The 21,004-nt window shown below is 70.0% G+C and carries 22 protein-coding genes; 18 read left to right on the forward strand and 4 right to left on the reverse strand.

All coding sequences use genetic code 11. The annotated features are described in order from the left end of the window. Window positions 1-167: 167 nt before the first annotated feature. On the forward strand, window positions 168-1,697 hold the full coding sequence (locus I4Q42_RS10970) for a sensor histidine kinase (protein WP_198576112.1): 1,530 nt from the start codon (window positions 168-170) through the stop codon (window positions 1,695-1,697). Between the two features lie 40 nt (window positions 1,698-1,737). On the opposite strand, the gene I4Q42_RS10975 is transcribed toward I4Q42_RS10970, so the two are convergent. Together I4Q42_RS10975 and I4Q42_RS10980 are read right to left on the reverse strand one after the other, a co-directional pair. Continuing rightward, window positions 1,738-2,361 (reverse strand): SOS response-associated peptidase family protein, encoded by a 624-nt coding sequence (locus I4Q42_RS10975; protein ID WP_198576113.1) that lies wholly within the window; start codon window positions 2,359-2,361, stop codon window positions 1,738-1,740. After that, entirely contained in the window at window positions 2,361-2,660 is a 300-nt protein-coding gene (locus I4Q42_RS10980) for a hypothetical protein (RefSeq protein ID WP_198576114.1), read from the reverse strand. Before I4Q42_RS10980 ends, I4Q42_RS10975 begins: the two co-directional genes overlap by 1 nt. Before the next feature lie 164 nt (window positions 2,661-2,824). On the opposite strand from I4Q42_RS10980, the gene I4Q42_RS10985 reads away from it, so the two are divergent. The 4 genes from I4Q42_RS10985 to I4Q42_RS11000 all read left to right on the forward strand — a co-directional run bounded on the left by I4Q42_RS10985 (window position 2,825) and on the right by I4Q42_RS11000 (window position 8,880). Then, on the forward strand, window positions 2,825-3,586 hold the full coding sequence (locus I4Q42_RS10985; protein WP_198576115.1) for an ImuA family protein: 762 nt from the start codon (window positions 2,825-2,827) through the stop codon (window positions 3,584-3,586). Continuing rightward, complete coding sequence (locus I4Q42_RS10990; RefSeq protein ID WP_198576116.1) at window positions 3,501-5,024, forward strand: Y-family DNA polymerase; 1,524 nt, start codon at window positions 3,501-3,503, stop codon at window positions 5,022-5,024. Before I4Q42_RS10985 ends, I4Q42_RS10990 begins: the two co-directional genes overlap by 86 nt. Continuing rightward, complete coding sequence (locus tag I4Q42_RS10995) at window positions 5,021-8,335, forward strand: error-prone DNA polymerase (protein ID WP_198576117.1); 3,315 nt, start codon at window positions 5,021-5,023, stop codon at window positions 8,333-8,335. Before I4Q42_RS10990 ends, I4Q42_RS10995 begins: the two co-directional genes overlap by 4 nt. 140 nt (window positions 8,336-8,475) lie before the next feature. Next, window positions 8,476-8,880, forward strand: a complete 405-nt coding sequence (locus I4Q42_RS11000; protein WP_198576118.1) for a helix-turn-helix domain-containing protein — start codon at window positions 8,476-8,478, stop codon at window positions 8,878-8,880. A gap of 91 nt (window positions 8,881-8,971) precedes the next feature. On the opposite strand, the gene I4Q42_RS11005 is transcribed toward I4Q42_RS11000, so the two are convergent. Further along, window positions 8,972-9,664 carry a TetR/AcrR family transcriptional regulator gene (locus I4Q42_RS11005; protein WP_198576119.1) on the reverse strand — a complete coding sequence of 231 codons (693 nt, stop codon included), beginning with the start codon at window positions 9,662-9,664 and terminating at the stop codon, window positions 8,972-8,974. Window positions 9,665-10,049: 385 nt separating this feature from the next. On the opposite strand from I4Q42_RS11005, the gene I4Q42_RS11010 reads away from it, so the two are divergent. Continuing rightward, on the forward strand, window positions 10,050-10,277 hold the full coding sequence (locus I4Q42_RS11010; protein ID WP_198576120.1) for a helix-turn-helix domain-containing protein: 228 nt from the start codon (window positions 10,050-10,052) through the stop codon (window positions 10,275-10,277). Between the two features lie 89 nt (window positions 10,278-10,366). On the opposite strand, the gene I4Q42_RS11015 is transcribed toward I4Q42_RS11010, so the two are convergent. Next, window positions 10,367-10,615: a hypothetical protein gene (locus I4Q42_RS11015; protein WP_198576121.1), complete on the reverse strand. Its 249-nt coding sequence runs from the start codon at window positions 10,613-10,615 to the stop codon at window positions 10,367-10,369. A 341-nt stretch (window positions 10,616-10,956) separates the two neighbouring features. Here I4Q42_RS11015 and I4Q42_RS11020 point away from each other — a divergent pair, with 341 nt between their 5' ends. The 12 genes from I4Q42_RS11020 (at window position 10,957) to I4Q42_RS26375 (ending at window position 20,896) form a co-directional block, all read left to right on the forward strand. Beyond that, window positions 10,957-11,715, forward strand: coding sequence for a hypothetical protein (locus I4Q42_RS11020; RefSeq protein WP_198576122.1), 759 nt, complete (start codon window positions 10,957-10,959; stop codon window positions 11,713-11,715). Window positions 11,716-12,149: 434 nt separating this feature from the next. Continuing rightward, on the forward strand, window positions 12,150-12,494 hold the full coding sequence (locus tag I4Q42_RS11025) for a TrbC/VirB2 family protein (protein ID WP_198576123.1): 345 nt from the start codon (window positions 12,150-12,152) through the stop codon (window positions 12,492-12,494). Further along, entirely contained in the window at window positions 12,495-12,758 is a 264-nt protein-coding gene (locus tag I4Q42_RS11030) for a VirB3 family type IV secretion system protein (protein ID WP_198576124.1), read from the forward strand. A 4-nt stretch (window positions 12,759-12,762) separates the two neighbouring features. Next, window positions 12,763-15,222, forward strand: a complete 2,460-nt coding sequence (gene trbE, locus I4Q42_RS11035) for a conjugal transfer protein TrbE (protein WP_198576125.1) — start codon at window positions 12,763-12,765, stop codon at window positions 15,220-15,222. Further along, entirely contained in the window at window positions 15,212-15,487 is a 276-nt protein-coding gene (locus tag I4Q42_RS11040) for a hypothetical protein (RefSeq protein WP_198576126.1), read from the forward strand. The genes trbE and I4Q42_RS11040 overlap by 11 nt, the downstream gene beginning before the upstream one ends. Next, window positions 15,487-16,194, forward strand: coding sequence for a conjugal transfer protein TrbJ (locus tag I4Q42_RS11045; RefSeq protein WP_198576127.1), 708 nt, complete (start codon window positions 15,487-15,489; stop codon window positions 16,192-16,194). Before I4Q42_RS11040 ends, I4Q42_RS11045 begins: the two co-directional genes overlap by 1 nt. Then, the gene (locus I4Q42_RS11050; RefSeq protein ID WP_198576128.1) at window positions 16,194-16,502 is read left to right on the forward strand and encodes a hypothetical protein; all 309 of its coding nucleotides are present in this window, start codon (window positions 16,194-16,196) and stop codon (window positions 16,500-16,502) included. Before I4Q42_RS11045 ends, I4Q42_RS11050 begins: the two co-directional genes overlap by 1 nt. 9 nt (window positions 16,503-16,511) lie before the next feature. Beyond that, window positions 16,512-17,888: a P-type conjugative transfer protein TrbL gene (gene trbL / locus I4Q42_RS11055; protein WP_198576129.1), complete on the forward strand. Its 1,377-nt coding sequence runs from the start codon at window positions 16,512-16,514 to the stop codon at window positions 17,886-17,888. 17 nt (window positions 17,889-17,905) lie between these two features. Further along, a complete protein-coding gene (gene trbF / locus I4Q42_RS11060) occupies window positions 17,906-18,592 on the forward strand; it encodes a conjugal transfer protein TrbF (protein ID WP_198576130.1) in 687 nt (228 codons plus the stop codon). Continuing rightward, window positions 18,589-19,638, forward strand: coding sequence for a P-type conjugative transfer protein TrbG (gene trbG, locus I4Q42_RS11065; protein WP_198576131.1), 1,050 nt, complete (start codon window positions 18,589-18,591; stop codon window positions 19,636-19,638). The genes trbF and trbG overlap by 4 nt, the downstream gene beginning before the upstream one ends. Then, window positions 19,635-20,573: a TrbI/VirB10 family protein gene (locus I4Q42_RS26500; protein ID WP_332873063.1), complete on the forward strand. Its 939-nt coding sequence runs from the start codon at window positions 19,635-19,637 to the stop codon at window positions 20,571-20,573. Before trbG ends, I4Q42_RS26500 begins: the two co-directional genes overlap by 4 nt. Continuing rightward, window positions 20,570-20,896: a TrbI/VirB10 family protein gene (locus I4Q42_RS26375; RefSeq protein ID WP_269816481.1), complete on the forward strand. Its 327-nt coding sequence runs from the start codon at window positions 20,570-20,572 to the stop codon at window positions 20,894-20,896. The genes I4Q42_RS26500 and I4Q42_RS26375 overlap by 4 nt, the downstream gene beginning before the upstream one ends. The last annotated feature ends 108 nt before the right edge of the window (window positions 20,897-21,004 follow it).

The raw sequence follows: 21,004 nt of genomic DNA on the forward strand, positions 1-21,004 counted from the left end.
GAGGCCTGCGGCGCGATGGGCCTTTGCGGGCGCCCCCCCATCGGCCGCGGCGGGACGGCTTCTGACGCGCCTGTTCAGGGGCTCGGCGTCACGAGACGTAGGCTACAGACAGGTTTTTCTAGCGGGCGTCCCGAGTATCGCGGTATCGAAGGTAGAGCTTCTGCAAGTTGCGCAGGCCGGCGGGGCGACCAGTGAGCACAGTCCAAGATCAGGCGACCCAAATCGATCCAAGCCCCTTTCTGCTGGCGCTGCAGGACGGCCTGAACGCCCACGTCAGCGCCCGCGCCGCGGTCGATTTCGCCTGCGCTCACCTGGGGCGCCAGCTTGGCGTTGATTCGGTGGGTCTGGTGGAGCTGGAGCCCGATCGTTTCGTCGGTTACGTCGCGAGCGAATGGCTCTCGGGGAGCCTGCCCTCGATGCGCGGTCGGCACGCCGTGGACGTCTACGGACCCGAGAGGCTCGCCGCGCTCAATCGCAATGAACCCATGGTCGTGACCGACGTCGGCGAAGTCTTCGCGCGACAGACCGCCGTGCTTTCGGCGTTCGCTGAGATCGGCGTGGCGGGTTTCGTCGAGACGCCCCTGGTCTTCGAACGGACGCTGCGAGGATGGCTCTATGTCTCCAGCACGCGGCCGCGTCGCTGGAGCGATCAGGACCTCCTGTTGATCAACGAGACCGCGCGGCGCACCTGGCACGCGGCCGAGCGGGCGCGGGCCGAGGAGCGCCTGCGCGAGAAGGAGGCGCGGCTACAGGCCGTGCTGGACCAGGTCCCGGTCGGCGTCATCCTAGCCGCCATTCCTGACGGCCAACTGCTGCTCTACAACAAGGCCTCGGCGGCGATCATGGGCCACGACATGCTCGGACAGGTCCTGCCCGACTATGGCTCCTATGGCGGCGTCCACCCGGATGGGCGGCCCTACGCCGCAGAGGAGTATCCCACGGCGCGCGCGGTCCTGCGCCGCGAAACCATAATCGACGAACCGTTGCGCTACCGCCGTCCCGATGGCGAGATGATCGACCTCTCGGTCAGCGCCACGGCCATCGATACGCCTTATGACAGCTACGCGCTGTGCACGTTCAGCGACGAGACCAGCTACCTGGCGGCCCTGGAACGAGCCCGACTGCTCAACGGGGAGCTTAGCCACCGGATCAAGAACCTGCTGGCCACCATCCAGGCGATTTCAGCGCAGACCTTCGGAACCTCGCCCTTGCGTCAGACCTTCGAGAACCGCCTGGCGGCCCTCTCGGACGCCCACGACTTGATCACCAGCACCGGCTGGTCGGGCGGCCTGGCGGCGCTTGTCCGCACAGCGCTCGAACCGTTCATGGCCAGCGGGCGCATCGCGATTGAGGGCTGCCCGGTGCTGTTGAACGACGCCCAGGCGGTGCCTTTCGCCCTGGCCCTGCACGAATTGGCGACCAACGCGGCCAAATATGGCGCGCTGTCGGCGCAAGGCGGGCAGGTTGACGTCTCCTGGACTGTTCAGACGGCAGAGCAGGATCGCCTTGTCTTCTGCTGGCGCGAGTCGGGCGGACCGCTGGTCGTCGCGCCCAAGCGTCGCGGCTTTGGGTCGCGGATGATCGAGCGAAGCTTGGCTGGCGAGTTGAAGGGCGAGGTCACGCTGGCCTTCGAGCCGACCGGCGTTGTCTGTACGATTCAAGCGCTTCTCCCCCGTCCGGGACAGGCCCGCTCCTGAGTCGCCGCCGCCGTCGGCCGACGGCGGCGCCTGCGGCCCGTCAGGCCGCCAGATCCATCCCGTCCCGCCGCAGCGTGGTCACCGCCAAAGACCCCTCGGGCAGCGTGCGCAGCAGGGTCTGGGACGGCTTGGACAGGGTCAACCAGGCCAGTCCGTCCGACGGCGGCAGGATGACGACCTGCCGGTCGTGATAGGGCGCCAGGTCCGGACCCGGCGCGGTCGTCAGCAGCGTGAACGCGCCTTCCTTGACGACGCCCGCGATCCAGAAGAAATCCTGGTTCTTGAGGGTGAAAAGGTGCTTGTCCTTGAGCTTGGTCTTCGGGTCCGTCGGCGCGGTGAACTCGTAGAAACCGGTGGCCAGGACCAGCACGCGGTCGCTCTGGGTGAAGTTTCGGATCTGACTGGAGCCGGGTCTCGTCTCGGTGACGTAATTGAACACCGGCCGCCCGTTCGGCGCCTTCCAGGCCCAAGGCGTCATCGACGCCACCAGGCGCTCGCCATCGAACCGGAACACGGGCGCGGTGTCGCTGATCCTGACGCTGTCCTTGCCGTCCAGGTCGTTGGGAATCTGGTTTTCAGCCCATTCGAACAGGGGCAACTGCTTGGCCGCCAGGGCGGCGTTCAGCTTCGCCAGGGCGATCAGCCGGGCGTATTCGTTGCACATCAGGACCGACCTCGGGCGGAGGTCCGGCCGCCTATGGCGTCGAACTGGGCATGATCGGAGCGATCGACGCCGGGCCGCAGGGCGCGTTCCCAGCCCTCGTGGGTCAGCCACAGGCGCACCTCGTAGCCCTGGTCGCCGATCTCTTCGCCCATCAGGAAGGTGGCTTCGCAGCGGGCGACATCGGGATGGCGCAACCAGAACGCTTCGGGGTCGTGCATCGAGCACCAGAACCGCATGTGAGCGCCGCCGGCCTTAGGGTCGTAAAGGGCGTCGCTGATTTCCGGAGTGATATCAGTCACATCGCGCTCCTTTCGAATCCAAACTCGATGGTGGCCGAGGCGTTCCATGGGCCGGGTCTCGCCTCTGCGGCCAAAACGACGTTCGCCCGGACTCCGCTTGACTCCAGCATGGCGCAGGAAGAACAAATAAGGAACATGTTTTTCGCCCTCTCGTTCCGGACCCCATGCCCGATCCGCGGATCCCTTCTGCGTTCCTGTCCCTGCGCGCCGACATCGAGCGGATCGAGGCGGGCGGACGCGCGGTCCGCGACGTGCTGCCGTTCGGCGTCGCGGCCGTCGACGCACGTCTGCCCGAGGGCGGCCTGCGATTGGGCGCCTTGCACGAGGTGGCCGGCGGCGGCGGCGGAGCGATCGACACGACCGTTGCGGCCCTGTTCGCAGCCGGGATTGCGGCGCGCACGCGCGGGCCGGTCCTGTGGTGCATGGCGCGGCGCGACCTTTTCGCGCCGGCGCTCGACTTGGCGGGCCTGGCCCCCGACCGGGTGATCTATGGCGAAATGGATGATGACAAGAGCGTCCTGGCCGCCGCCGAGGAAGGCTTGCGCCACGGCGGATTCGGGGCGGTCGTGGGCGAGGTGGGGCGCTTGTCGATGACGGCCTCGCGCCGGCTGCAGCTGGCGGCCGAAAGCGGGACGAGCCTGGCCGTCATCCTGCGCCGCTGGCGCCGCCAGGCCGACGCGGCCGATTTTGGCCAGCCGACCGCGGCGGTGACCCGCTGGCGGGTGACCGCCCTGCCCTCGGCGCCCCTGCCGGTGGCGGGGGTGGGACGGGCCCGATGGTTTGTCGAACTGATCCGCTGCAAGGCCGGCGAATGCGCTGATTTCGAACTGGAAGCCTGTGATGAGACGGGTCGTCTCGCTCTTCTTGCCGACCTGGTCCACCGATCGCCTGCGCCGCCGGCTTGGAGCCGGCGCGCCGCCGGTTGAGACGCCGATCGTCATGATCGGTCGGGGCGGGCGACAGCGACTGGTGACGGCCGCGGACGCCGCCGCCCAAGGCCTGCGTCTGCATCCGGGGATGGCCGCCGCCCAGGCCCGGGCCCTGGCCGCCGACCTGGTGGCGCACGACGCCGATCCGCAAGGCGACGCCCTGGCGCTGGAGCGTCTGGCGCTGTGGGGCCTGCGCCTCTATTCGCCCATCGTCGCGGCCGATCCGCCGGACGGCCTGGTCCTGGACGTCACGGGCGCGGCGCATCTGTGCGGCGGCGAAGCCGCGCTTCTGGCCGACATCATCGATCGCCTGACCGTGTCGGGCCACGCGGCCCGAGCGGCCATCGCCGACACCTGGGGCGCGGCCCACGCCCTGGCGCGGTTCGCCGCCCGCGGCGCGCTGGTCGCCCCGGCGGGGGACAGCGGCCGCATGCTGACAGGGCTTCCCATCCGCGCCCTGCGGCTCGCCCCCGAGACGGTCGATGGCCTGGGCCGTCTGGGCTTTGACCGAATCGGCGAGCTCGCGACCGCGCCGCGCGCCAGCCTGGCGCTGCGGTTCGGCCCGGAGCTGACGCGACGCCTTGACCAGGCGTTCGGCCGCAGCGCCGAGCCGATCGACCCGGTTGAAAGCCCGGAACTGATCCAGGTCCGGCGGGTGTTCGCCGAGCCGATCGGCGCCCCCGAGACCCTGGCCCGCTACACCCTGCAGCTGGTCGAGGCGCTGTGCGCGGCTCTCGAAGGCCGGGGCCTGGGGGCCCGCGTCCTGGACCTGCGCTTCCATCGGGTGGACAATCGGATCGAGGCGATGCGGGTCGGGGTCGCCCGCCCCGTGCGCGACATCAAGCGCCTGACCCGTCTGCTCTGCGACAGGCTGGAGACGGTCGATCCGGGTTTCGGCGTCGAGGCCATGACCCTGGCCGCGCCCATGGCCGAGCCGCTCGACTGGCGGCCCATGGCCAGCGACCTGACCGCGCCGGCCGTCGCCGACATCGGCGAGGTGATCGACACCCTTTCCAACCGCTTCGGCCACCGGCGCTTCTACCGGGTCGCCCCGGCCCAGAGCGACGTGCCCGAGCGGGCGGTGCGCAAGATCGCCCCGACGGCGCCGCCGACCGGCGAGCGCTGGCCTTCGGGCTGGCCCCGGCCGGTGCGCCTGCTGGCCCGCCCCGAGCCGATCGCAACGGTGGCCCTGCTGCCCGACCAGCCGCCGGTGTCCTTCACCTGGCGCGGTTCACGCCGACGCGTGGTGCGCGCCGACGGGCCCGAGCGGATCTTCGGGGAATGGTGGCGGCGCGACGGGGAGCTCGACGCGGTGCGCGACTATTTCCAGCTGGAGGACGAGGCCAGCGCGCGGTTCTGGGTGTTCCGGCGCGGCGACGGCGAGCAGGCCGCCACCGGCGACCTGTCCTGGTGGCTGCACGGGCTGTTCGGATGAGCGACCAGACCCCCCTTGGCCCACGCTATGTCGAGCTGCAGACGACGTCGCACTTTTCGTTCCTGCGCGGCGCCAGCTCGGCCGAGGAGCTGTTCGCCCAGGCGGCCCTGTGCGGGATCGAGGCGGTGGCCGTCGTCGATCGCAACTCCCTGGCCGGGATCGTCCGGGCCCACGAGGCCGCCCGCGACACCGGCGTGCGGCTGATCGTGGGCTGTCGCCTGGACCTGGTCGATGGAACGGGGATCTTGGTCTACCCCACCGACCGGCCCGCCTATGCCCGTCTGTGTCGGTTGTTGTCGCTGGGCAAGCGCCGGGCCGGCAAGGCGCGCTGCAATCTCGACTGGGCCGATCTGCCGGCCTATGCGGAGGGCCTGATCGCGGTGCTGGTCGCTGATGACGCCGACGCGGTCTGCGCCCAGCGCCTGCGCCGGATCAAGGCCACCTTCTCGGCCGGCGCCTACCTGGCCCTGACGCTGCGCCGTCGGCCGGGCGACCAGCTGCGGCTGCACGCGCTGTCGAACCTGGCCGCCCAGGCCGGCGTGCCTACGGTCGTCACCAACGACGTGCTCTTCCATGCCCCGCAACGCCGCCAGTTGCAGGACGTCGTCACCTGCATCCGCCATGGCTGCACGATCGACGAGCTGGGCTTTCGGCGCGAGCGCAACGCCGACCGCCATCTCAAGCCCGCCGAGGAGATGCACCGGCTCTTTCCCCGTTACCGCCAGGCCCTGGACCGGACCCTGGAGATCGCCGAGCGCTGCCGATTTTCCCTGGAGGAGCTGACCTACCAGTATCCGGAGGAGGCCTGCGTCCCGGGCATGACGCCGCAGGCGGGGCTGGAGCGCCTGACCTGGGAAGGCGCGGCCCGCCGTTATCCCGAGGGCGTGCCCGACAAGGTGGCCCGGGCCCTGCGCCATGAGCTGCAGCTGATCCAGACGCTGGACTACGCGCCCTACTTCCTGACCGTCAATTCGATCGTCGCCTTCGCCCGCAGCCAGGACATCCTTTGCCAAGGCCGGGGCTCGGCGGCCAATTCGGCGGTCTGTTTCGTCCTGGGCATCACCAGTATCGACCCCGAGCGCAACGATCTGCTGTTCGAGCGCTTCGTCTCCGAGGAGCGTCGCGAGCCGCCCGACATCGATGTCGACTTCGAGCACGAGCGCCGCGAGACGGTGATCCAGTGGGTCTACGAGACCTATGGGCGCGATCGCGCGGCCCTATGTTCCACCGTCATCCGCTATCGGGCCAAGGGGGCGATCCGCGATGTGGGCAAGGCGCTGGGCCTGCCCGAGGATCTGACCAAGCTGCTGTCCTCGCAGATCTGGAGCTGGGCCGAAGACGGGGTGGAGGCCAAACATGCGGCCGAACTCAATCTGAACCTGGCCGACCGGCGCCTGCGCCTGACCCTGGAGCTGGCCCGCCAGTTGATGGGCGCGCCTCGGCACCTGTCCCAGCATCCCGGCGGCTTCGTCCTGACCCAGGACCGGCTGGACGAGCTGGTCCCCATCGAGCCGGCGGCGATGGAGGACCGCCAGGTCATCGAATGGGACAAGGACGACATCGAGACCTTGAAGTTCATGAAGGTCGATGTGCTGGCCTTGGGCATGCTCAGCTGCATGCGCCGAGGGTTCGATCTCCTGCGCGAGCACAAGGGCGTCGATTTGGATTTGGCCACCGTGCCGGCCGAGGATCCGCGCACCTACGCCATGATCCGCAAGGCCGACACCCTGGGGGTCTTCCAGATCGAGAGCCGCGCGCAGATGGCCATGCTGCCGCGCATCAAGCCCAGGACCTTCTATGACCTGGTCATCGAGGTGGCGATCGTCCGGCCCGGCCCCATCCAGGGCGACATGGTCCATCCCTATCTGCGCCGCCGGGAGGGCAAGGAGCCGGTGGTCTATCCCAAGCCCGAGCTGGAGGCGGTGCTGGGCAAGACCCTGGGGGTGCCGCTGTTCCAGGAGCAGGCCATGCGGGTGGCGATCGAATGCGCCGGGTTCACGCCGAGCGAAGCCGACCAGCTGCGCCGGGCCATGGCCACCTTCAAGTTCACCGGCGGCGTCTCCAGGTTCGGCCACAAGCTGATCGAGGGCATGGTCGCCCGCGGCTATACCGAAGAATTCGCGGCCAAGACCTTCAGTCAGCTCGAGGGGTTCGGCTCCTACGGCTTTCCCGAAAGCCACGCGGCCTCCTTCGCCCTGGTGGCCTACGCCTCCTCGTGGCTCAAATGCCATCATCCCGAAGTGTTCTGCGCGGCCTTGCTGAACGCCCAGCCGATGGGCTTCTACGCCCCGGCCCAGATCGTGCGTGACGCGCGCGAGCACGGGGTGGCGGTGCGGCCCGTCTGTGTGAACGCCTCGCGCTGGGACTGCACGCTCGAGCCGATCGACGCGCGAGGACGGCTGGCCCTGCGTCTGGGGCTGCGGATGGTGCGGGGCCTGTCCAACAAGGACGCCGCGGCCATCGTCACCGCCCGCGCCGACAAGCCCTTCGCCAGCGTCGACGACGCCTGGCGGCGCAGCGGCGTGCCGGCCGCCAGCCTGGTCAAGATCGCCGAGGCCGACGGCTTCCTGCCCGGCCTGAAGCTTGCGCGGCGCCAAGCCCTGTGGGCGATCAAGGCCCTGCGCGACGAGCCCCTGCCGCTGTTCGCCGCGGCCTCGTTGCGCGAGCAGCAGATCGTCCCCGAGGTCGACGAGGCGCCCGTCGCCCTCAAGCCGATGAGCGCCGGGCGTGAGGTGGTGGAGGACTACGGTCATGTCGGCCTGACCCTGCGCGATCACCCTCTCGCCTTTCTGCGCCAGGACCTGGCCGCGCAGAAGATGGTCACCTGCAAGGCGGCCGGGGCGGCGCGCGACGGCCGGTGGCTCAAGACCGCCGGCCTGGTGCTGGTGCGCCAAAAGCCCGGCAGCGCCAAGGGCGTGATGTTCATCACCATCGAGGACGAGACGGGCGTGGCCAACCTGGTGATCTGGCCCACGCTCTATGAAAAGCAGCGGCGGGTGATCCTGGCCGCGCGGATGCTGGCCGTCGAAGGCCGCATCCAGCGCGAGGGCGAGGTCGTCCACCTGGTGGCCCACAAGCTCTTTGATCTGTCAGGGGACCTGGCGGGCATAGGTCGCGACGACTCGAACCAGGCCTTTCCCCTGCCGCACGGCCGTGGCGACGAGTTCCATCGCGGCTCGGCCGGCCCGGACCCGCGCGACGCCGGCCCCCGGGGCGGCCGGAGCGCCGTGGCCGCCGCCCCGGCCCGCGACATCTACGTGCCCGATCTGCATATCGACTCCCTCAAATTGAAGACCCGGGATTTTCGCTGAAACCGGGGCCAAAAGGGCGCGCTTGGCCGGGCGTCCGCCGCCTCGAAAAGAAAATCCGGGGGTCTGGCCTAGCGTCCTCGTCATGGGGGGCGGACCGGAAGGTCCGCTCTCGCGCACGCGCGCTCCGTCGGAGACCCCACTTGGCCAAACGTCTTGCCCATCCACCCCATCCCATCGACCTACACGTCGGCCAGCGCCTGCGTTTGCGCCGGCGCGCCCAGGGCGTCAGCCAGGAGGATCTTGGCGCGCGTCTGGGATTGACCTTCCAGCAGGTCCAGAAATACGAACGCGGCGCCAACCGGATCAGCGCTTCACGGCTGTATGAGGCGGCCATCGTCCTGGCCACCCCGATCGCCTACTTCTTCGAGGGGGTGCCGCAGGCCAGCCCCGAGGGCGACTTGGCCGCCTCTCCGGTCACCGCCTTCCTGGCCAGCACCGAGGGGCTGGAGATGGCGCTGGCCATCTCGCGCGTCGCCGCCCCGGCCGTGCGCCGCCGGGTGCTGAGCCTGTTGCGCGCCCTGGCCGATACCGAACCGTCGCATTGATTGTTGGCTGGGCACGTCGCACGTCCGACCGGTCCGCCGCAGGGCCCGGGCCTCAGCCTCGCCGGCTCCACGCCGGCCGCGCCCGCGCGGATCAGGCGAGCCGGAACGGCTTTCGGCGAAAGACCAGCTGGTCGACGAGCGTCCAGTAGGGCTCGACCAGGTCCTGGCCTTCGATCTGCCCGAAATGGGCGAGCGGCGTGGCCAGGGCGGCCGGTCCCGTCACCAGGCTCAGCAGCACATGATAAAGCAGCACCGGATCGCCGGGCGGCAGATCGCCCTCGGCCTGAGAGGCGCGGACATCGGCCACCACCTGCGTCAGCATCGGCGCGACAAAGGCCTGCATCAACCAAGCCCGCCGCGGGCCAGCCTGGCGTGTTTCACGCATCATGAAATGATGGAAGCTGGGATGGTCGGCGATGAAGGCCAACAAGCGGCGGAAGAAGCCCCGCACCCGGTCGATGGCCTCGGCGTCCCGCGCCTGGGCCGAGCCAGGAGGCGGCGGAAGTCCGGCGTGGATCTGGCCGAAGAAGTGCTCGGCCGTGGCCCGCCACAGCCCTTCCTTTGTCCCGAAGTGATAGCTGACCAAGGTGTGATGCAGGCCGGCCCGCTCGCCGATGGCGCGGGTGCTGGCCCTGTCGAACCCATGATCGGCGAACTCCGCCAGGGCGGCGCCCAGGATGGCCAGTCGAGTTTCGACGCTGCGGGCCTGCTCCTTGCGCAAGTTGGCTGGCGCGCGCGCGGGCCGGGTGTCGGCGGCGGTCGGGTCGGGGGGCGCGTCGTCCATGTCGTCTCCAATCCTTCGCGGCGAGCCGAAACGGCGATATTTAAACAACCTGTCGAATATTTTTGTCCGAAAAACGGCGGTTATTGCCTTCGGATAACAACGGCCAGGCTTATGGAGACCGTTTCTAGGAATAGGCATGGCGCGATCGTAGAGCCAATGTCGGGCTTTCGAAGCTTTGCTTTAATTTGTTGAGCAGTCCGGACAATTTCAAGTTGTCTTACCGTGCGAGTTTGCTAGCGTGTCGCGATAGGAATGCCGGTTTCTTCTTCGGATCTGCCCGGCATGGGAGTGTTCGCCGCTTGAGAACGGCAGTGCTTTGCGTGCGCGCAAGTAGGCTCGAGCAGGGACCGGCTGTCGGCAGTACAGTCGGAGTTGCTTGGAATTGATGACGAGCGTTCTCACCCCGCGCCTGCGGGAGTGCCTGGTCCATGCCCGCGATGGGCTGACGGCCATCCAGATCGGCGATGCGATGGGCCTGTCCTACCGCACGGTCAATCAGTACCTGTCGGACTGCTATCGGCGCCTGGGCGCGCGCAACCGAACCCAGGCGGTGTCGATCGCCGTGCGTCGCGGCGAAATACCCATTGCCGACGAGCCCAAGCCCCCCGCCTGACCTGGCGTCGCCCGCGTCTGGCGGTTTCCAATCTCAAAAGCGCGCCGCAGGGCGATCGCGGCCGAGGCTCGCTTGGCCGGCGCCGTCGATCAGTGACGCGTGGGCAGCGGAAAATGCTCGTCGAGGAAGGCGGCGATGATTTGCGCGCCTTGGGCCCACAGCGCTTCGGCGGCCTGGCTGTCAGGGGCGTCGTCCATCCACCGGGTGATCCGCTCGACGTTGCGTCCCAGGCGGCGATAAAGCCGCACCTGGTCAGGCGTCAGACGCCCGGCCTCCAGGTCGGCGCGCACCGCCCTGATGCGCCCAAGCAGCGCCTCGGCTTCGTCGTCCATGGCCATCGGGCGATAAGAGCTCTCCGCCCCTGGCGTTGTCCACTCGGGGCCGAGGCGCGGCGTCCAGAAACGCGGGTGGGACGGGCGCTTAGCCGATGGTCCGGCGACGCGCCGGACACGCCCGATCCACCTGTCCGGCCAAGGCGTGGAACCGCGCGGCGTCGGCCTTGGTGATCCGCCAGCAATCCAGACCGGCCCCCATGGCCCCTAAGCCGATACAAGCCGTAGTCCGACCCCAATGCGGGAACAGGTCGCGCGGCTTGACCGTTCGCAGGCACACCCAGGCTGGAGATGGCGGTTTTGAACCTTGCCTCTTCGGTCAAGCCCTGCCGTGACCGGAGAGCCTCTTGAGCAAGCGACAACTGGCCCTGATTCTTGCGACTCTGTTCTGCCTTCTCTCGCCAGCCGTTCAGGCGGGATTGGGTATCGGCCTGTCGGCCGCGGCGTTCTCCCATCAGGGAGACCAGACCTTGCGCGCCGCCGGCTACGGCTTTGCCATTTGGGCGGTGATCTATCTTGGCTTGGCGGCGTTCGCCGTCTTCCAAGGCCGCCGCGCGCGACGCGATGACCCCCTGCTTGGCGCCCTGGCCGCTCCAGCGGCGCTCGCCATCGTCGGCGCCGGGGCGTGGATTTGGGCGTCGGCCTTCAACGCGCGCTGGCTGAGCGTCGCCATCATCGTGGGATCGGCCGCGGTCTTGACCTTGGGGCTGGCCCGCCAGACCAGGCGGGTCGAGCCGCTCGATAGATCCGCCGCGGTCCTGGCCTGGACGCCCCTATGCCTGCTGGCCGGCTGGCTGACCATCGCCAGCACGCTGAACATTCTGACCGTGTTGACCGCCGAGGCGCTGATCGCCCCCGGCTCGGCGCGCGCGGCGTTCGCAGGCTTGGGCGCGAGCGCCTTGATCGCCTTGAGCGTCCTGCTGCATCGCCGAATGTGGCCGTACGGCTTGCCGATCGTCTGGGGTCTGGTCGCCGTCTGGGTGGCCGAGCAGACCGTCAAGCCCGCCGTCGCCGCACTCGCGCTGGCGTGCGCGGCCGTGATCGGATTGGTTGTCGTAACGCAGGCCTGGCGCAGCCTCAGCGGCCGCATCGCTCGAGCCGTCTAGAACCTTGTGAGTCATGCCAGGCGCTACACGCGCGTCCAGGCAAAACCCGCGGTCGCAGGCCTGCGCAGGCCCCATTTTGCACAGCCCTCGAGTTTGCTTGACCTTGCAGGCGGCTCGGCGCTTGGCCTGGCCTGGGCGACGGCGAGATCGCCACCAAGCGCTGATGCTTTGGCGAGGATCCAAACTGGCCTACGGCCGAAAGCGCTGGCGCACGACGAAGGCGAAGGTGACGCCGCCGGACGACGACAAGCCCCCTCGAAGGTGACAGCGAGCCGGCCGGCTCGCGGCGGGCCGCCAGCCGCCAGATGACAAGCGTCAGCACGGCATTTCCACCGTGGGACTTCCCCCCGACAGGTCTTTCACCCGCATTTCCTCCGAATTGTCGGGCCTTTTCGGTGCGCTCACGGTCACGGCGACACAACCGGGAGAGGCCGATGTCGCACCAAACCTCGCATTTCCAAGGCTGGATCGCCGCTGGCCAGCGCCTGGCCCTGGCCGGCGTCCTTATGGCCGTCCTGGCCGAGCCGGCCCTGGCCTCCGGTTCGGGCAGCATGCCCTGGGACAACATGCTCACCACGGTGGCCGACTCCATCACCGGACCGGTCGCCAAGGCCGCGGGCGTGATCGCCATCGCCGTGACCGGTCTGGGCTTTGCCTTCTCGGAAGGCGGCTCATGGATGCGCAAGGGCATTGGCGTGCTGTTTGGCCTGGCCGTGGCCTTCTCGGCGTCGACCTTCTTCCTGGGCTTCCTGGGCTTCACCGGCGGGGCGGGGTTCTAGATGAGCGCCCTGCCTCACGGGTTCGAGCTTGAGTTCCACGGCGCGCTGTCGGAGCCGGTGACCATCGCCGGGGTTCCGCGCTTGACGGCCATCCTGATCGGGACCCTGGGGGCGACGCTGTCGCTGGGCCTGCAGGCGCCCTTCATCGGCCTGCCGCTGAGCCTCTTTCTCTACGCCGTCGCCCTGTGGATGACCAAGCGCGACCCCTACGTCTTCGACGTGCTGCGCCGCCACCTGCGCCAGCCTGGCCGCATGGACGGCTAGGGCGATGCTCTATCTCAACGAATATCGCTCCCGCGCCAGTCGCCTGTGCGATCACCTGCCCTGGGCCCTGATGATCGCACCGGGCGTGGTGCTCAACAAGGACGGCGCCTTCCAGCAGAGCCTGGAGTTTCGCGGTCCCGACCTGGCCAGCGCCACGGCGGCGGGTCTGATGGCCGCCCGGGCCCAGCTCAATAACGCCCTGCGCCGGCTGGGCTCGCGCTGGTGCGTCCATATCGAGGCGACGCGCTCGCCGTCGCGCTCCTATCCGCCGGCGGTGTTTCCCGATCCGGTCAGCCATATCCTCGACGAGGAAAGGCGCGCGGCCTTCCAGGCCGAGGGGACCCATTTCGAGACCCGCTATTTCGCCACCTTCACCTTCCTGCCGCCGGAAGACGCGGTCGGCCGGGCCGAGAGCCTGCTGGTCGAGAACCTGCCCCAAGGGCGCGGGACCGCGGCGCTCTATCGCCTGGCGCTGGAGGAGTTTCAGGCGGCCGTGGCGGGCGTGCGCGACATCCTGGCCGGCGTCTTTACGATGGCGCGGCTGCTGGGCGACGCCGAGACCCTGACCTACCTGCACGCCTGCGTCTCGACCAAGCCCCATCCGGTCGCGCCGCCGCACACCCCGGCCTATCTGGACGCCCTGCTGACCGACGACGATTTCCAGGGCGGGCTCTATCCGCGCCTGGGCGACAGCTATCTGCGCACGGTGTCGATCCGCGGCTATCCGGCCGCGTCCTGGCCGGGGATCCTCGACCAGCTCAACAGTCTGGGCGTGCCCTATCGTTGGGTGTGCCGGTTCCTGCCCCTGGACAAGGAAGACGCCCGCCGGGCGATCGTGGCCATGCGAAAGCGCTGGTTCGCCAAGCGCAAGGGCGTGATGGCCCTGATCAAGGAAGCCATCACCCACGAGCCTTCGGCGCTGGAGGATCCCGACGCGCTGCATAAGGCGCAGGACGCCGATGCGGCCCTGACCATCCTGGGCGGCGATGTCGCCAGCATGGGCTACTGCACGCCCACCATCACCTTGTTGGAGCCCGATCCCGATCGTCTGGCCGCCATGGCCCGCGTGGTGGAGAGCGTGATCAACCGGGCGGGTTTCGTGACCAAGCTGGAGGACCTCAACGCCGTCGAGGCCTGGCTCGGCAGCCTGCCGGGTCAGGCCTATGCGGACCTGCGCCGCCCGATGGTCTCGACCCTCAATCTCTGCGACCTGCTGCCGATTTCGGCCATCTGGCCGGGCCCGCCGCTGAACGCCCACCTGACGGCCGAATGCGAGAAGCGGGGCCTGGGCGGCGAGCAGCCGCCGCTGATGCACGCCCGCACGGCTGGAACGACGCCCTTCCGCCTCGACCTGCACCAGGGCGACGTCGGCCATACCCTGGTGGTGGGACCCACTGGCGCGGGCAAGTCGGTGCTGCTCAACACCCTGGCCCTGCAATGGCGGCGCTATCCGGACGCGCGCGTCGTTGTGTTCGACAAGGGACGCAGCGCCCGCGCCGCCACCCTCCTGGCCGGCGGCGCCTTCCATGACCTGGGCGGGCCGGCCGGGTCGCTGAGCTTCCAGCCCTTGGCGCGGCTGGACGCTCCGCAGGACCGCAGTTGGGCGCAAGGCTGGCTGCTGGACCTGCTGCGCAACGAGGGCCTGTCGCCCGAGCCGCGGCTGAAAGACGAGCTTTGGACGGCGCTGCGCAATCTCGCGGCCGGGCCGCTTGCCCAGCGCACCCTGACCGTCCTGGCCGCCACCATCCAGGATCAGGCCGTCAAGGCCGCCCTGGCGCCCTACACCCTCAATGGCCCGCACGGTCACCTGCTGGACGCCGCGCACGACAGCCTGGCCTCCGGCGACTGGCAGACCTTCGAGGTCGGCGAGCTGATGGCCAGCCCGGCGATCCTAGGACCGGTCCTGACCTATCTGTTCCACGTCCTGGAGGCCGGCTTTGACGGCCGCCCGACCTTGATCGTCCTGGACGAGGCCTGGCTCCTGCTGGAGTCGACCGCCTTCGCCGCCAAGATCCGCGAATGGCTCAAGACCCTGCGCAAGCTCAACGTGGCCGTGGTCTTCGCCACCCAGAGCCTGGCCGACATCCAGGGCTCGTCGATCGCCTCAGCCCTGATCGAAAGCTGTCCGACCCGGATTTTCCTGCCCAATCCAGAGGCCCGCACGCCGCAGGTGGCGTCGGTCTATGCGGGCTTTGGCCTCAACGACCAGCAGGTCGACATCATCGCCGGCGCCGCGCCCAAGCGCGAATACTATTACCAGAGCGCGGCCGGCGATCGCCTGTTCGAGCTGGGCCTGGGCCCGGTCGCCCTGGCGGCGGTGGGCGCGGCCAGTCCGGCCGATCAGGCCCTGATCAGCCGCTTGCTGGACGAGGTCGGACGCGCCGGCTTCGCGGCCGCCTATTATCGGGCCAAGGGTCTTGGCCAGGTCGGCGACTTTCTGGACGAGGCGCGCCGTGCGGCTTGACCTGGGCCCGGTCAGCGCCGCGCGCGGGCGGCGGCTGCGCCTCGTCGCCGTCCTGGTGGTCGCCGCCGTCCTGGCCATGGTCGTCGGCCCCGCCAGGCGTGATCCCGCCATGACCCTGGCGGGCGCGCTCCTGGCCGCTGGCGCCTTGGCCTGGGCGGCCCGCCGATGCGCGCGTGAGCAAGACCGCGCCCAGGCCACTCGCGCCGCGTCGCACACCCGCAAAACCCCAAATCAACACTTCCCCATTTCTCCGGAGGCCCGCTGATGTCTTCATCCCGCCGTGCGTTGCTGGGCGCGACCCTGGGTCTTGGCGTCCTGTCCGCCACGGGCGTGCGCGCCCAGCTCGCGGTCATCGATCCCACGGGCCTGGTGCAACTGATCAAGCAGGTTCAGCAGGGGCTGCAGCAGGTCCAGGCTCTGCAGAGCCAGCTCGCCCAGCAGGCCAAGATGCTGCAGGGTCTTGGGGTCGACGTGACAGGACCCGTGGCGGCCATCGCCGCCCAGGCCACCAGTCTCCTCAAGCAGTCCCAGGGCCTTGGCTACCAGGCCGCGACGATCAGCCAGGGGTTTTCGGATCTCTATCCCAGCGACCTGAAGGGGCTTTCGGCCACGGATCTGGCCGCGCGACTGTCCAGCTGGAGCCAGAGCAATCGCCAGACCCTGCAGGAGGCCCTGCAGGTGCAAAACCAGATCGCTCAGGCGCAGGCCACGACGTCCGGGGCGGTGGGCGCGGCGGTGAGCGCCTCGCAGACGGCGGCGGGCCAGACCGCGGCCGTTCAGGCCACCAACCAGTTGCTGGCCGTGCTGTCGACCCAACTGACCCAGCTCCAGACCCTGCTGATCACCCAGGCGCGCCAAGCCCAGACCCTGGAGGCCGAGCGACAGGGCCTGGCGGCGAAGGGCGAGGCCGACCGTGAGCGTCAATCGGCCCTGGCGCCTTACACGCCCACCTTCAACAAGGACCGGTTCTGATGGCCGCTCCCAAACCCGCTGTGTTTGCGCTGAGCCGGCGGCCAGGGCTGACCCCGAGTTGCAGCCCTACGCCCAAGACCGGCCCGAGCCTCGGCCTGAGCTTGGCCCTCTGCGCGCTGGCGGCCTGCGGACCCGCTCCGGCCGATCGCGCCGGCAAGCCGTCCGCCCGGCCCGTCGCGCAGGCCAGGCCGGCCGCCGGACCCAAGGCGCGCAAGTGCCCCGACCCGGACAACCGCGACGGCAGGGATCCCTGTTCGGCCAGCTACCTGGCGCCCTACAGGCCCGCCTTCAAGCGCGACCGGTTCTGAGAAGGCCCCATGTCCACCGCCTCCCCCGCCGCGCTCGACGCGTTCCTCAATCGCTACACCGCCCAGGTCGGCGGGGGCTTTGCGACGATCGCCGGCGACGTGCATGCGATCTTCTCAGCCCTGGTGGTCATCAGCCTTGGCCTGTCGGGCCTGCTGTGGGCCCTGGACGAGAACCAGAACGTCCCGGCCGCGCTGATCCGCAAGATCCTGCTGATCGGCTTTTTCGCCTGGTTGATCTCCGGCTGGCACGACATGAGCCTGACCGTGGTCAATGGCTTCGCGGCCCTGGGCCTGAAGGCTGGCGGCGGAGCGTTGTCGGTGGGCGACCTAATGCACTCGCCCTCGAAAGTCATCATCGACGGCCTCAAGGTCGCCTTCGCCCTGCTCAAATATATCGGCAAGCTGGCGTCGGAGGGGATGGGCGTGGGCTTCTTCACCCACATAGACGCCATCCTCGTGACCGCCCTGGCGGCGGTCGGCATCATCCTGGCCTTCGCGGTGCTGGGCATCCATCTGGCCGTGACGATCATCGAGTTCTACATCGTCACCTTGATCGGCTTCGTCACCGTGCCGTTCGGGATCCTCACCCAGACCGCCTTCCTGTCCGAGCGCGCGATCGGCTACGTCGTGGCGATCGGCGTCAAGGTAATGGCCATGGCCATCGTGGTGTCGATCGGCGAGACTCTTTTCGCCAGCTACATCGTCTCGGCCGAGCCCGACTGGAGCGAATCCTGCGGCCTGCTGATCGCCGCCCTGGCCTTCTGCATGCTGGGCTTTCGCATCCCCTCGGTGGCCGCGGCCCTGATCACCGGCGGGCCGCAGCTCAGCGCCGGCGCGGCCGCCTCGGCCGCGGTCGGGGTGGCGGCCACCGTCGGCGGCGCGGCCCTGGCCGGACGCTGGGCGGCGGGCGGGGCGGGGGCCGGTACGGCGGCCTCGGCGGCGCGCGGCGCGGCCGGCTTGCGCGCCCGCCTTGGCGCGATCGGCGGGGCGTCCGGCGCGCAAGGCGGCGCATCGGGCGCTGGCCCATCCGGCGGCGGCTCGCCGCCTGGCGCCCCAAGCGCCCCGAGCCCGCCTGGCGGGGGATCGGCCGGCGGATCTGGCGGCGGCCAGGCAGGGGACGGCGCGTCGCCGGCCGCCGGCCCAGGCCCTTCGCCGGGACCCGACCTTTCCGGGGTCGTGGCGCGCGCCAAGGCCTCGTTCTCACCGGCCAAGGATGATGAAGCGCCCTCGGAGGCCGGGCCAGGCTCGACCCAGGGCGCGGGCGCCGCGCGCCGGACGCGGGCCCGCCGAGGCGCGGCCGGGGTGGCCGGCGCCCCCTGGCGGGGACAGGCCGACGACGGCCCCGCCGGCATGCCCCAGATCCACCCGCCGTCCGATGACGACTGAAGCGCCGGAGCCCGATCATGCCCAACGCGTTCAAACGCGCCCAGGAGCGCTATGGCGACTCCGCCCCCAAGGAGACGCCCTATCACCGGGCCGCCCAGGTCTGGGACGACCGGATCGGCAGTCCGCGCGTCCAGGCTCGCAACTGGCGGCTGACGGCGCTGGCCTTCGCCGGCCTGGCCGCCATGGCCTTGGGCGCCTACATCTATGAGCGCCAGGACACCCACATCGCCACCTATGTGGTGCCGATCGATCGCTACGGCCGGCCCGGGCGGATCGAGCTGGCCGATCGCACCTACGCGCCGTCCCAGGCCGAGACCGGCTATTTCGTCGCCGACTTCGTGCAGATGGTCCGGTCCAAGAGCACCGATCCCATCGTGCTGCGGCAGAACTGGATGCGGGCCTATGGCTTCGTGGCCGGCGACGCCAAGGCTCGCCTGACCCAGCATGCGCGCGACAACGATCCCTTCGCCCGCGTGGGCGACCAGGCCATCGCCGTCGAGATCGTCTCGGTGCTGCCGCGCAGTCCGACCACCTACCAGGTCCAGTGGCGCGAGACCGTCTACGAGCACGGCGCGGCCCTGCCCGCCCAGCGCTGGACCGGCCTGTTCACCGTCGCCCAGACGCCCCCGCGCAACGAGGCCCAGCTACGCGCCAACCCCCTGGGCGTTTTCGTCACCGCCTTTCAGTGGAGCCGCGACCTATGACCTTCTCGTCACTCACCTGGTCTCGCCTGTCGCGCGCGGGCCTAGCGCTCGCCGCCCTGGCGTCCCTGGGCGTCGCGGAAGCCGACGCGATCACGACCGCGCCGGTGATCGCGCCCGGCCCGGTTCCAGCGCTAGCCCAGGCCAGGACCGCCGCCCCGGCCGCATCTTCGCCGCGGCTTGCCCAGGCCCGGCCGGTCGCGGACGTCGCGAGCCGCAGACCCGCGGCTCAGCGCCGCCGCCCGGCGCGCCGCAAGACGCCCCGCCGCGCTCGGCCGGCTTCGGCCTCGCTGGCCACCATCGCCCAGGCCAACGCCCAGGCCCGCGACTGGCCAAGCCCCGCGGCCTATGTCAATTCGGCCCTCTACTACGACTTCGAGCCGGGCAGGCTCTATACCATCCACACCAGTCCCAGGTTCCTGACCACCATCACCCTCAAGCCGGGGGAGAAACTGATCTCCAAGGCCGCCGGCGACACGGTGCGCTGGGTGATTGGGGAGACCCAGGCCGGGGCCGGCGAGGCCGTACAGGTGGTGATCTTCGTCAAGCCGATCCGCCCCGACCTGCGAACCAACATCGTTCTGACCACCGATCAGCGCACCTATCTGATCGACGCGGTGAGCACCGCCAGCGCCGCCTATACCAGCGTGCTGAGCTGGAACTATCCGCAGGATCTGGCCAAGGAGGTCGCCGCCGAGCGGGCCCGCCTTGCCAGCCAGCCCGCCGTCACGGTCGCCCAGCCCGTGCCCGTCGAGCGATTGAACTTCCGCTATCGGATCAAGACCATCAAGGCCAAGCCTCCGGCCTGGACGCCGGTGCGCGTGTTCGACGATGGAACGCGGACCTACATCCAGTTTCCCGCCGACCTGGCCACCCGCGAGGCGCCGCCGCTGTTCCTGCTCGGCGACAAGGACCAGGCCGAACTGGTCAACTACCGTCAGAGCGGGGTCTATTATGTCGTCGATCGGCTGATCGACCGCGCCGAACTGCGGTTGGGCGCCAAACGCCAGACGGTGGTCCGGATCCTGCGCGAAGGGGCGGCCTCGTGAGCGCCCCGCCGCAGGCCGAAGCGCCGGATCGGGGCGCCGATCGCCCCGCAAGCGGGTCCGGCGTTCCCGAGCGTCCGACCAAGGCCTCGGCGCGCTCGGTGCTGGACGCGCCGCGCCCGCCGATCACCCGTTATCGGCCGATCGTCATCGCCGCGGGGCTGTTTGTAGTCCTGGTCCTGGTGGGGTTAGGGTTCCTCATCGCCTTTGGCGGCGGCCACAAGCGCGCCAAGCCGCAAGACGCGGCCGCATCGACCGCCGAGCCCGCGGCGAGCGCCCCGCCGATCGACGAGCGGCTGCCGGCCAGCTACGGCGACCTTGGACCGCCGCCTGGCGCGGCGTCGGTCGCCGGGCTCCAACCAACCGCGGGGCGCGGCGGCGACGCGGGGGCGGCGTCCGCGTTCGCGCCAGGCGTGACGCCCGCGCCCCGCAGCGCCGCCCGGCAGCAGCGTCTGGCCGAGCAGGAGGCGGCCCGTACCTCCGCGCCGATGTTTGGCGGGCCCCCGGGAACGGCGAGCGCCCAACCTGGCGGCCAAGGGGGCGGCCCTCCGGGCGATGGCGTCGCCAGCGCCCAGGCGGCCAGCGCGCCGGCGGCCCTCAGCGCCAAGGAGGCCTTTATCGCGCGCGCCGCAGCGCCCGGGCCGGCTTATGCGCCCAGCCTGCCGCTGGCGCCGGTCTCGCCCTACGAGGTCAAGGCCGGCTCGGTGATCGCCGCGGCCCTGGTCACGGGGCTCAACTCCGACCTGCCGGGCATGGTGGTGGCCCAGGTCACCCAGCCGGTCTTCGATCATCGCACGGGCCGCATCGTCCTGATCCCCCAGGGCGCCCGGCTGATCGGCAAGTACGACAGCCAGGTCGGCTACGGCCAGGATCGGGTGCTGCTGGTCTGGACGCGGCTGATCTATCCCAGCGGCCGCGCCGTGGAGTTGGGCGGATGACCGGCGCCGACGTCAGCGGGGCGGGCGGGCTGGCCGACAAGGTCGACACGCATCTGCCGGTCCTGGCCCGGGCCATCGGCCTGTCGACCCTGATCTCGATCGGCGGGGCGGTCGCCCAGAACAGCCTGACCCGGGGCGGCGACAATCTGGTGCTGCAGGACGCCGCCGGAGGCCTCTCGGCCCAAGCCAGCCAGACGGGCCAGCGTCTGGTCGAGCGCGACCTGCAGCGCAATCCGACCTTGAGGATCCGGCCGGGCTATCCCGTGCGGGTTCTGGTCGACAAGGATCTGATCCTGCCGCCGGAAGTCGAGGCGCGACCATGATCAGCACCGACTCAGGCTGGCGGCGCGATTCTTCAGGCGAGCAAGGCGTTTATTCGCGCCCGGCCAGTGTTCGGCGTTTACCTTTATTAGTTGTCGCCGGCGGAATCG

The organism is Caulobacter hibisci (genome assembly GCF_016135805.1).
GTDB classification, from domain to species: domain Bacteria; phylum Pseudomonadota; class Alphaproteobacteria; order Caulobacterales; family Caulobacteraceae; genus Caulobacter; species Caulobacter hibisci.

What these genes read in the sequence shown, in the direction of transcription:
- I4Q42_RS10985 (WP_198576115.1), top strand. Translation starts at nt 2,825, where the DNA reads ATGCCCGATCCGCGGATCCCTTCTGCGTTCCTGTCCCTGCGCGCCGAC.
- I4Q42_RS10995 (WP_198576117.1), top strand. Translation starts at nt 5,021, where the DNA reads ATGAGCGACCAGACCCCCCTTGGCCCACGCTATGTCGAGCTGCAGACG.
- trbG (WP_198576131.1), top strand. Translation starts at nt 18,589, where the DNA reads ATGACCTTCTCGTCACTCACCTGGTCTCGCCTGTCGCGCGCGGGCCTA.
- trbF (WP_198576130.1), top strand. Translation starts at nt 17,906, where the DNA reads ATGCCCAACGCGTTCAAACGCGCCCAGGAGCGCTATGGCGACTCCGCC.
- I4Q42_RS11050 (WP_198576128.1), top strand. Translation starts at nt 16,194, where the DNA reads ATGGCCGCTCCCAAACCCGCTGTGTTTGCGCTGAGCCGGCGGCCAGGG.
- I4Q42_RS11010 (WP_198576120.1), top strand. Translation starts at nt 10,050, where the DNA reads ATGACGAGCGTTCTCACCCCGCGCCTGCGGGAGTGCCTGGTCCATGCC.
- I4Q42_RS11025 (WP_198576123.1), top strand. Translation starts at nt 12,150, where the DNA reads ATGTCGCACCAAACCTCGCATTTCCAAGGCTGGATCGCCGCTGGCCAG.
- I4Q42_RS10975 (WP_198576113.1), bottom strand. Translation starts at nt 2,361, where the DNA reads ATGTGCAACGAATACGCCCGGCTGATCGCCCTGGCGAAGCTGAACGCC.
- I4Q42_RS26375 (WP_269816481.1), top strand. Translation starts at nt 20,570, where the DNA reads ATGACCGGCGCCGACGTCAGCGGGGCGGGCGGGCTGGCCGACAAGGTC.
- I4Q42_RS11015 (WP_198576121.1), bottom strand. Translation starts at nt 10,615, where the DNA reads ATGGCCATGGACGACGAAGCCGAGGCGCTGCTTGGGCGCATCAGGGCG.
- I4Q42_RS11030 (WP_198576124.1), top strand. Translation starts at nt 12,495, where the DNA reads ATGAGCGCCCTGCCTCACGGGTTCGAGCTTGAGTTCCACGGCGCGCTG.
- I4Q42_RS10990 (WP_198576116.1), top strand. Translation starts at nt 3,501, where the DNA reads ATGAGACGGGTCGTCTCGCTCTTCTTGCCGACCTGGTCCACCGATCGC.
- I4Q42_RS11045 (WP_198576127.1), top strand. Translation starts at nt 15,487, where the DNA reads ATGTCTTCATCCCGCCGTGCGTTGCTGGGCGCGACCCTGGGTCTTGGC.
- trbE (WP_198576125.1), top strand. Translation starts at nt 12,763, where the DNA reads ATGCTCTATCTCAACGAATATCGCTCCCGCGCCAGTCGCCTGTGCGAT.
- trbL (WP_198576129.1), top strand. Translation starts at nt 16,512, where the DNA reads ATGTCCACCGCCTCCCCCGCCGCGCTCGACGCGTTCCTCAATCGCTAC.
- I4Q42_RS11005 (WP_198576119.1), bottom strand. Translation starts at nt 9,664, where the DNA reads ATGGACGACGCGCCCCCCGACCCGACCGCCGCCGACACCCGGCCCGCG.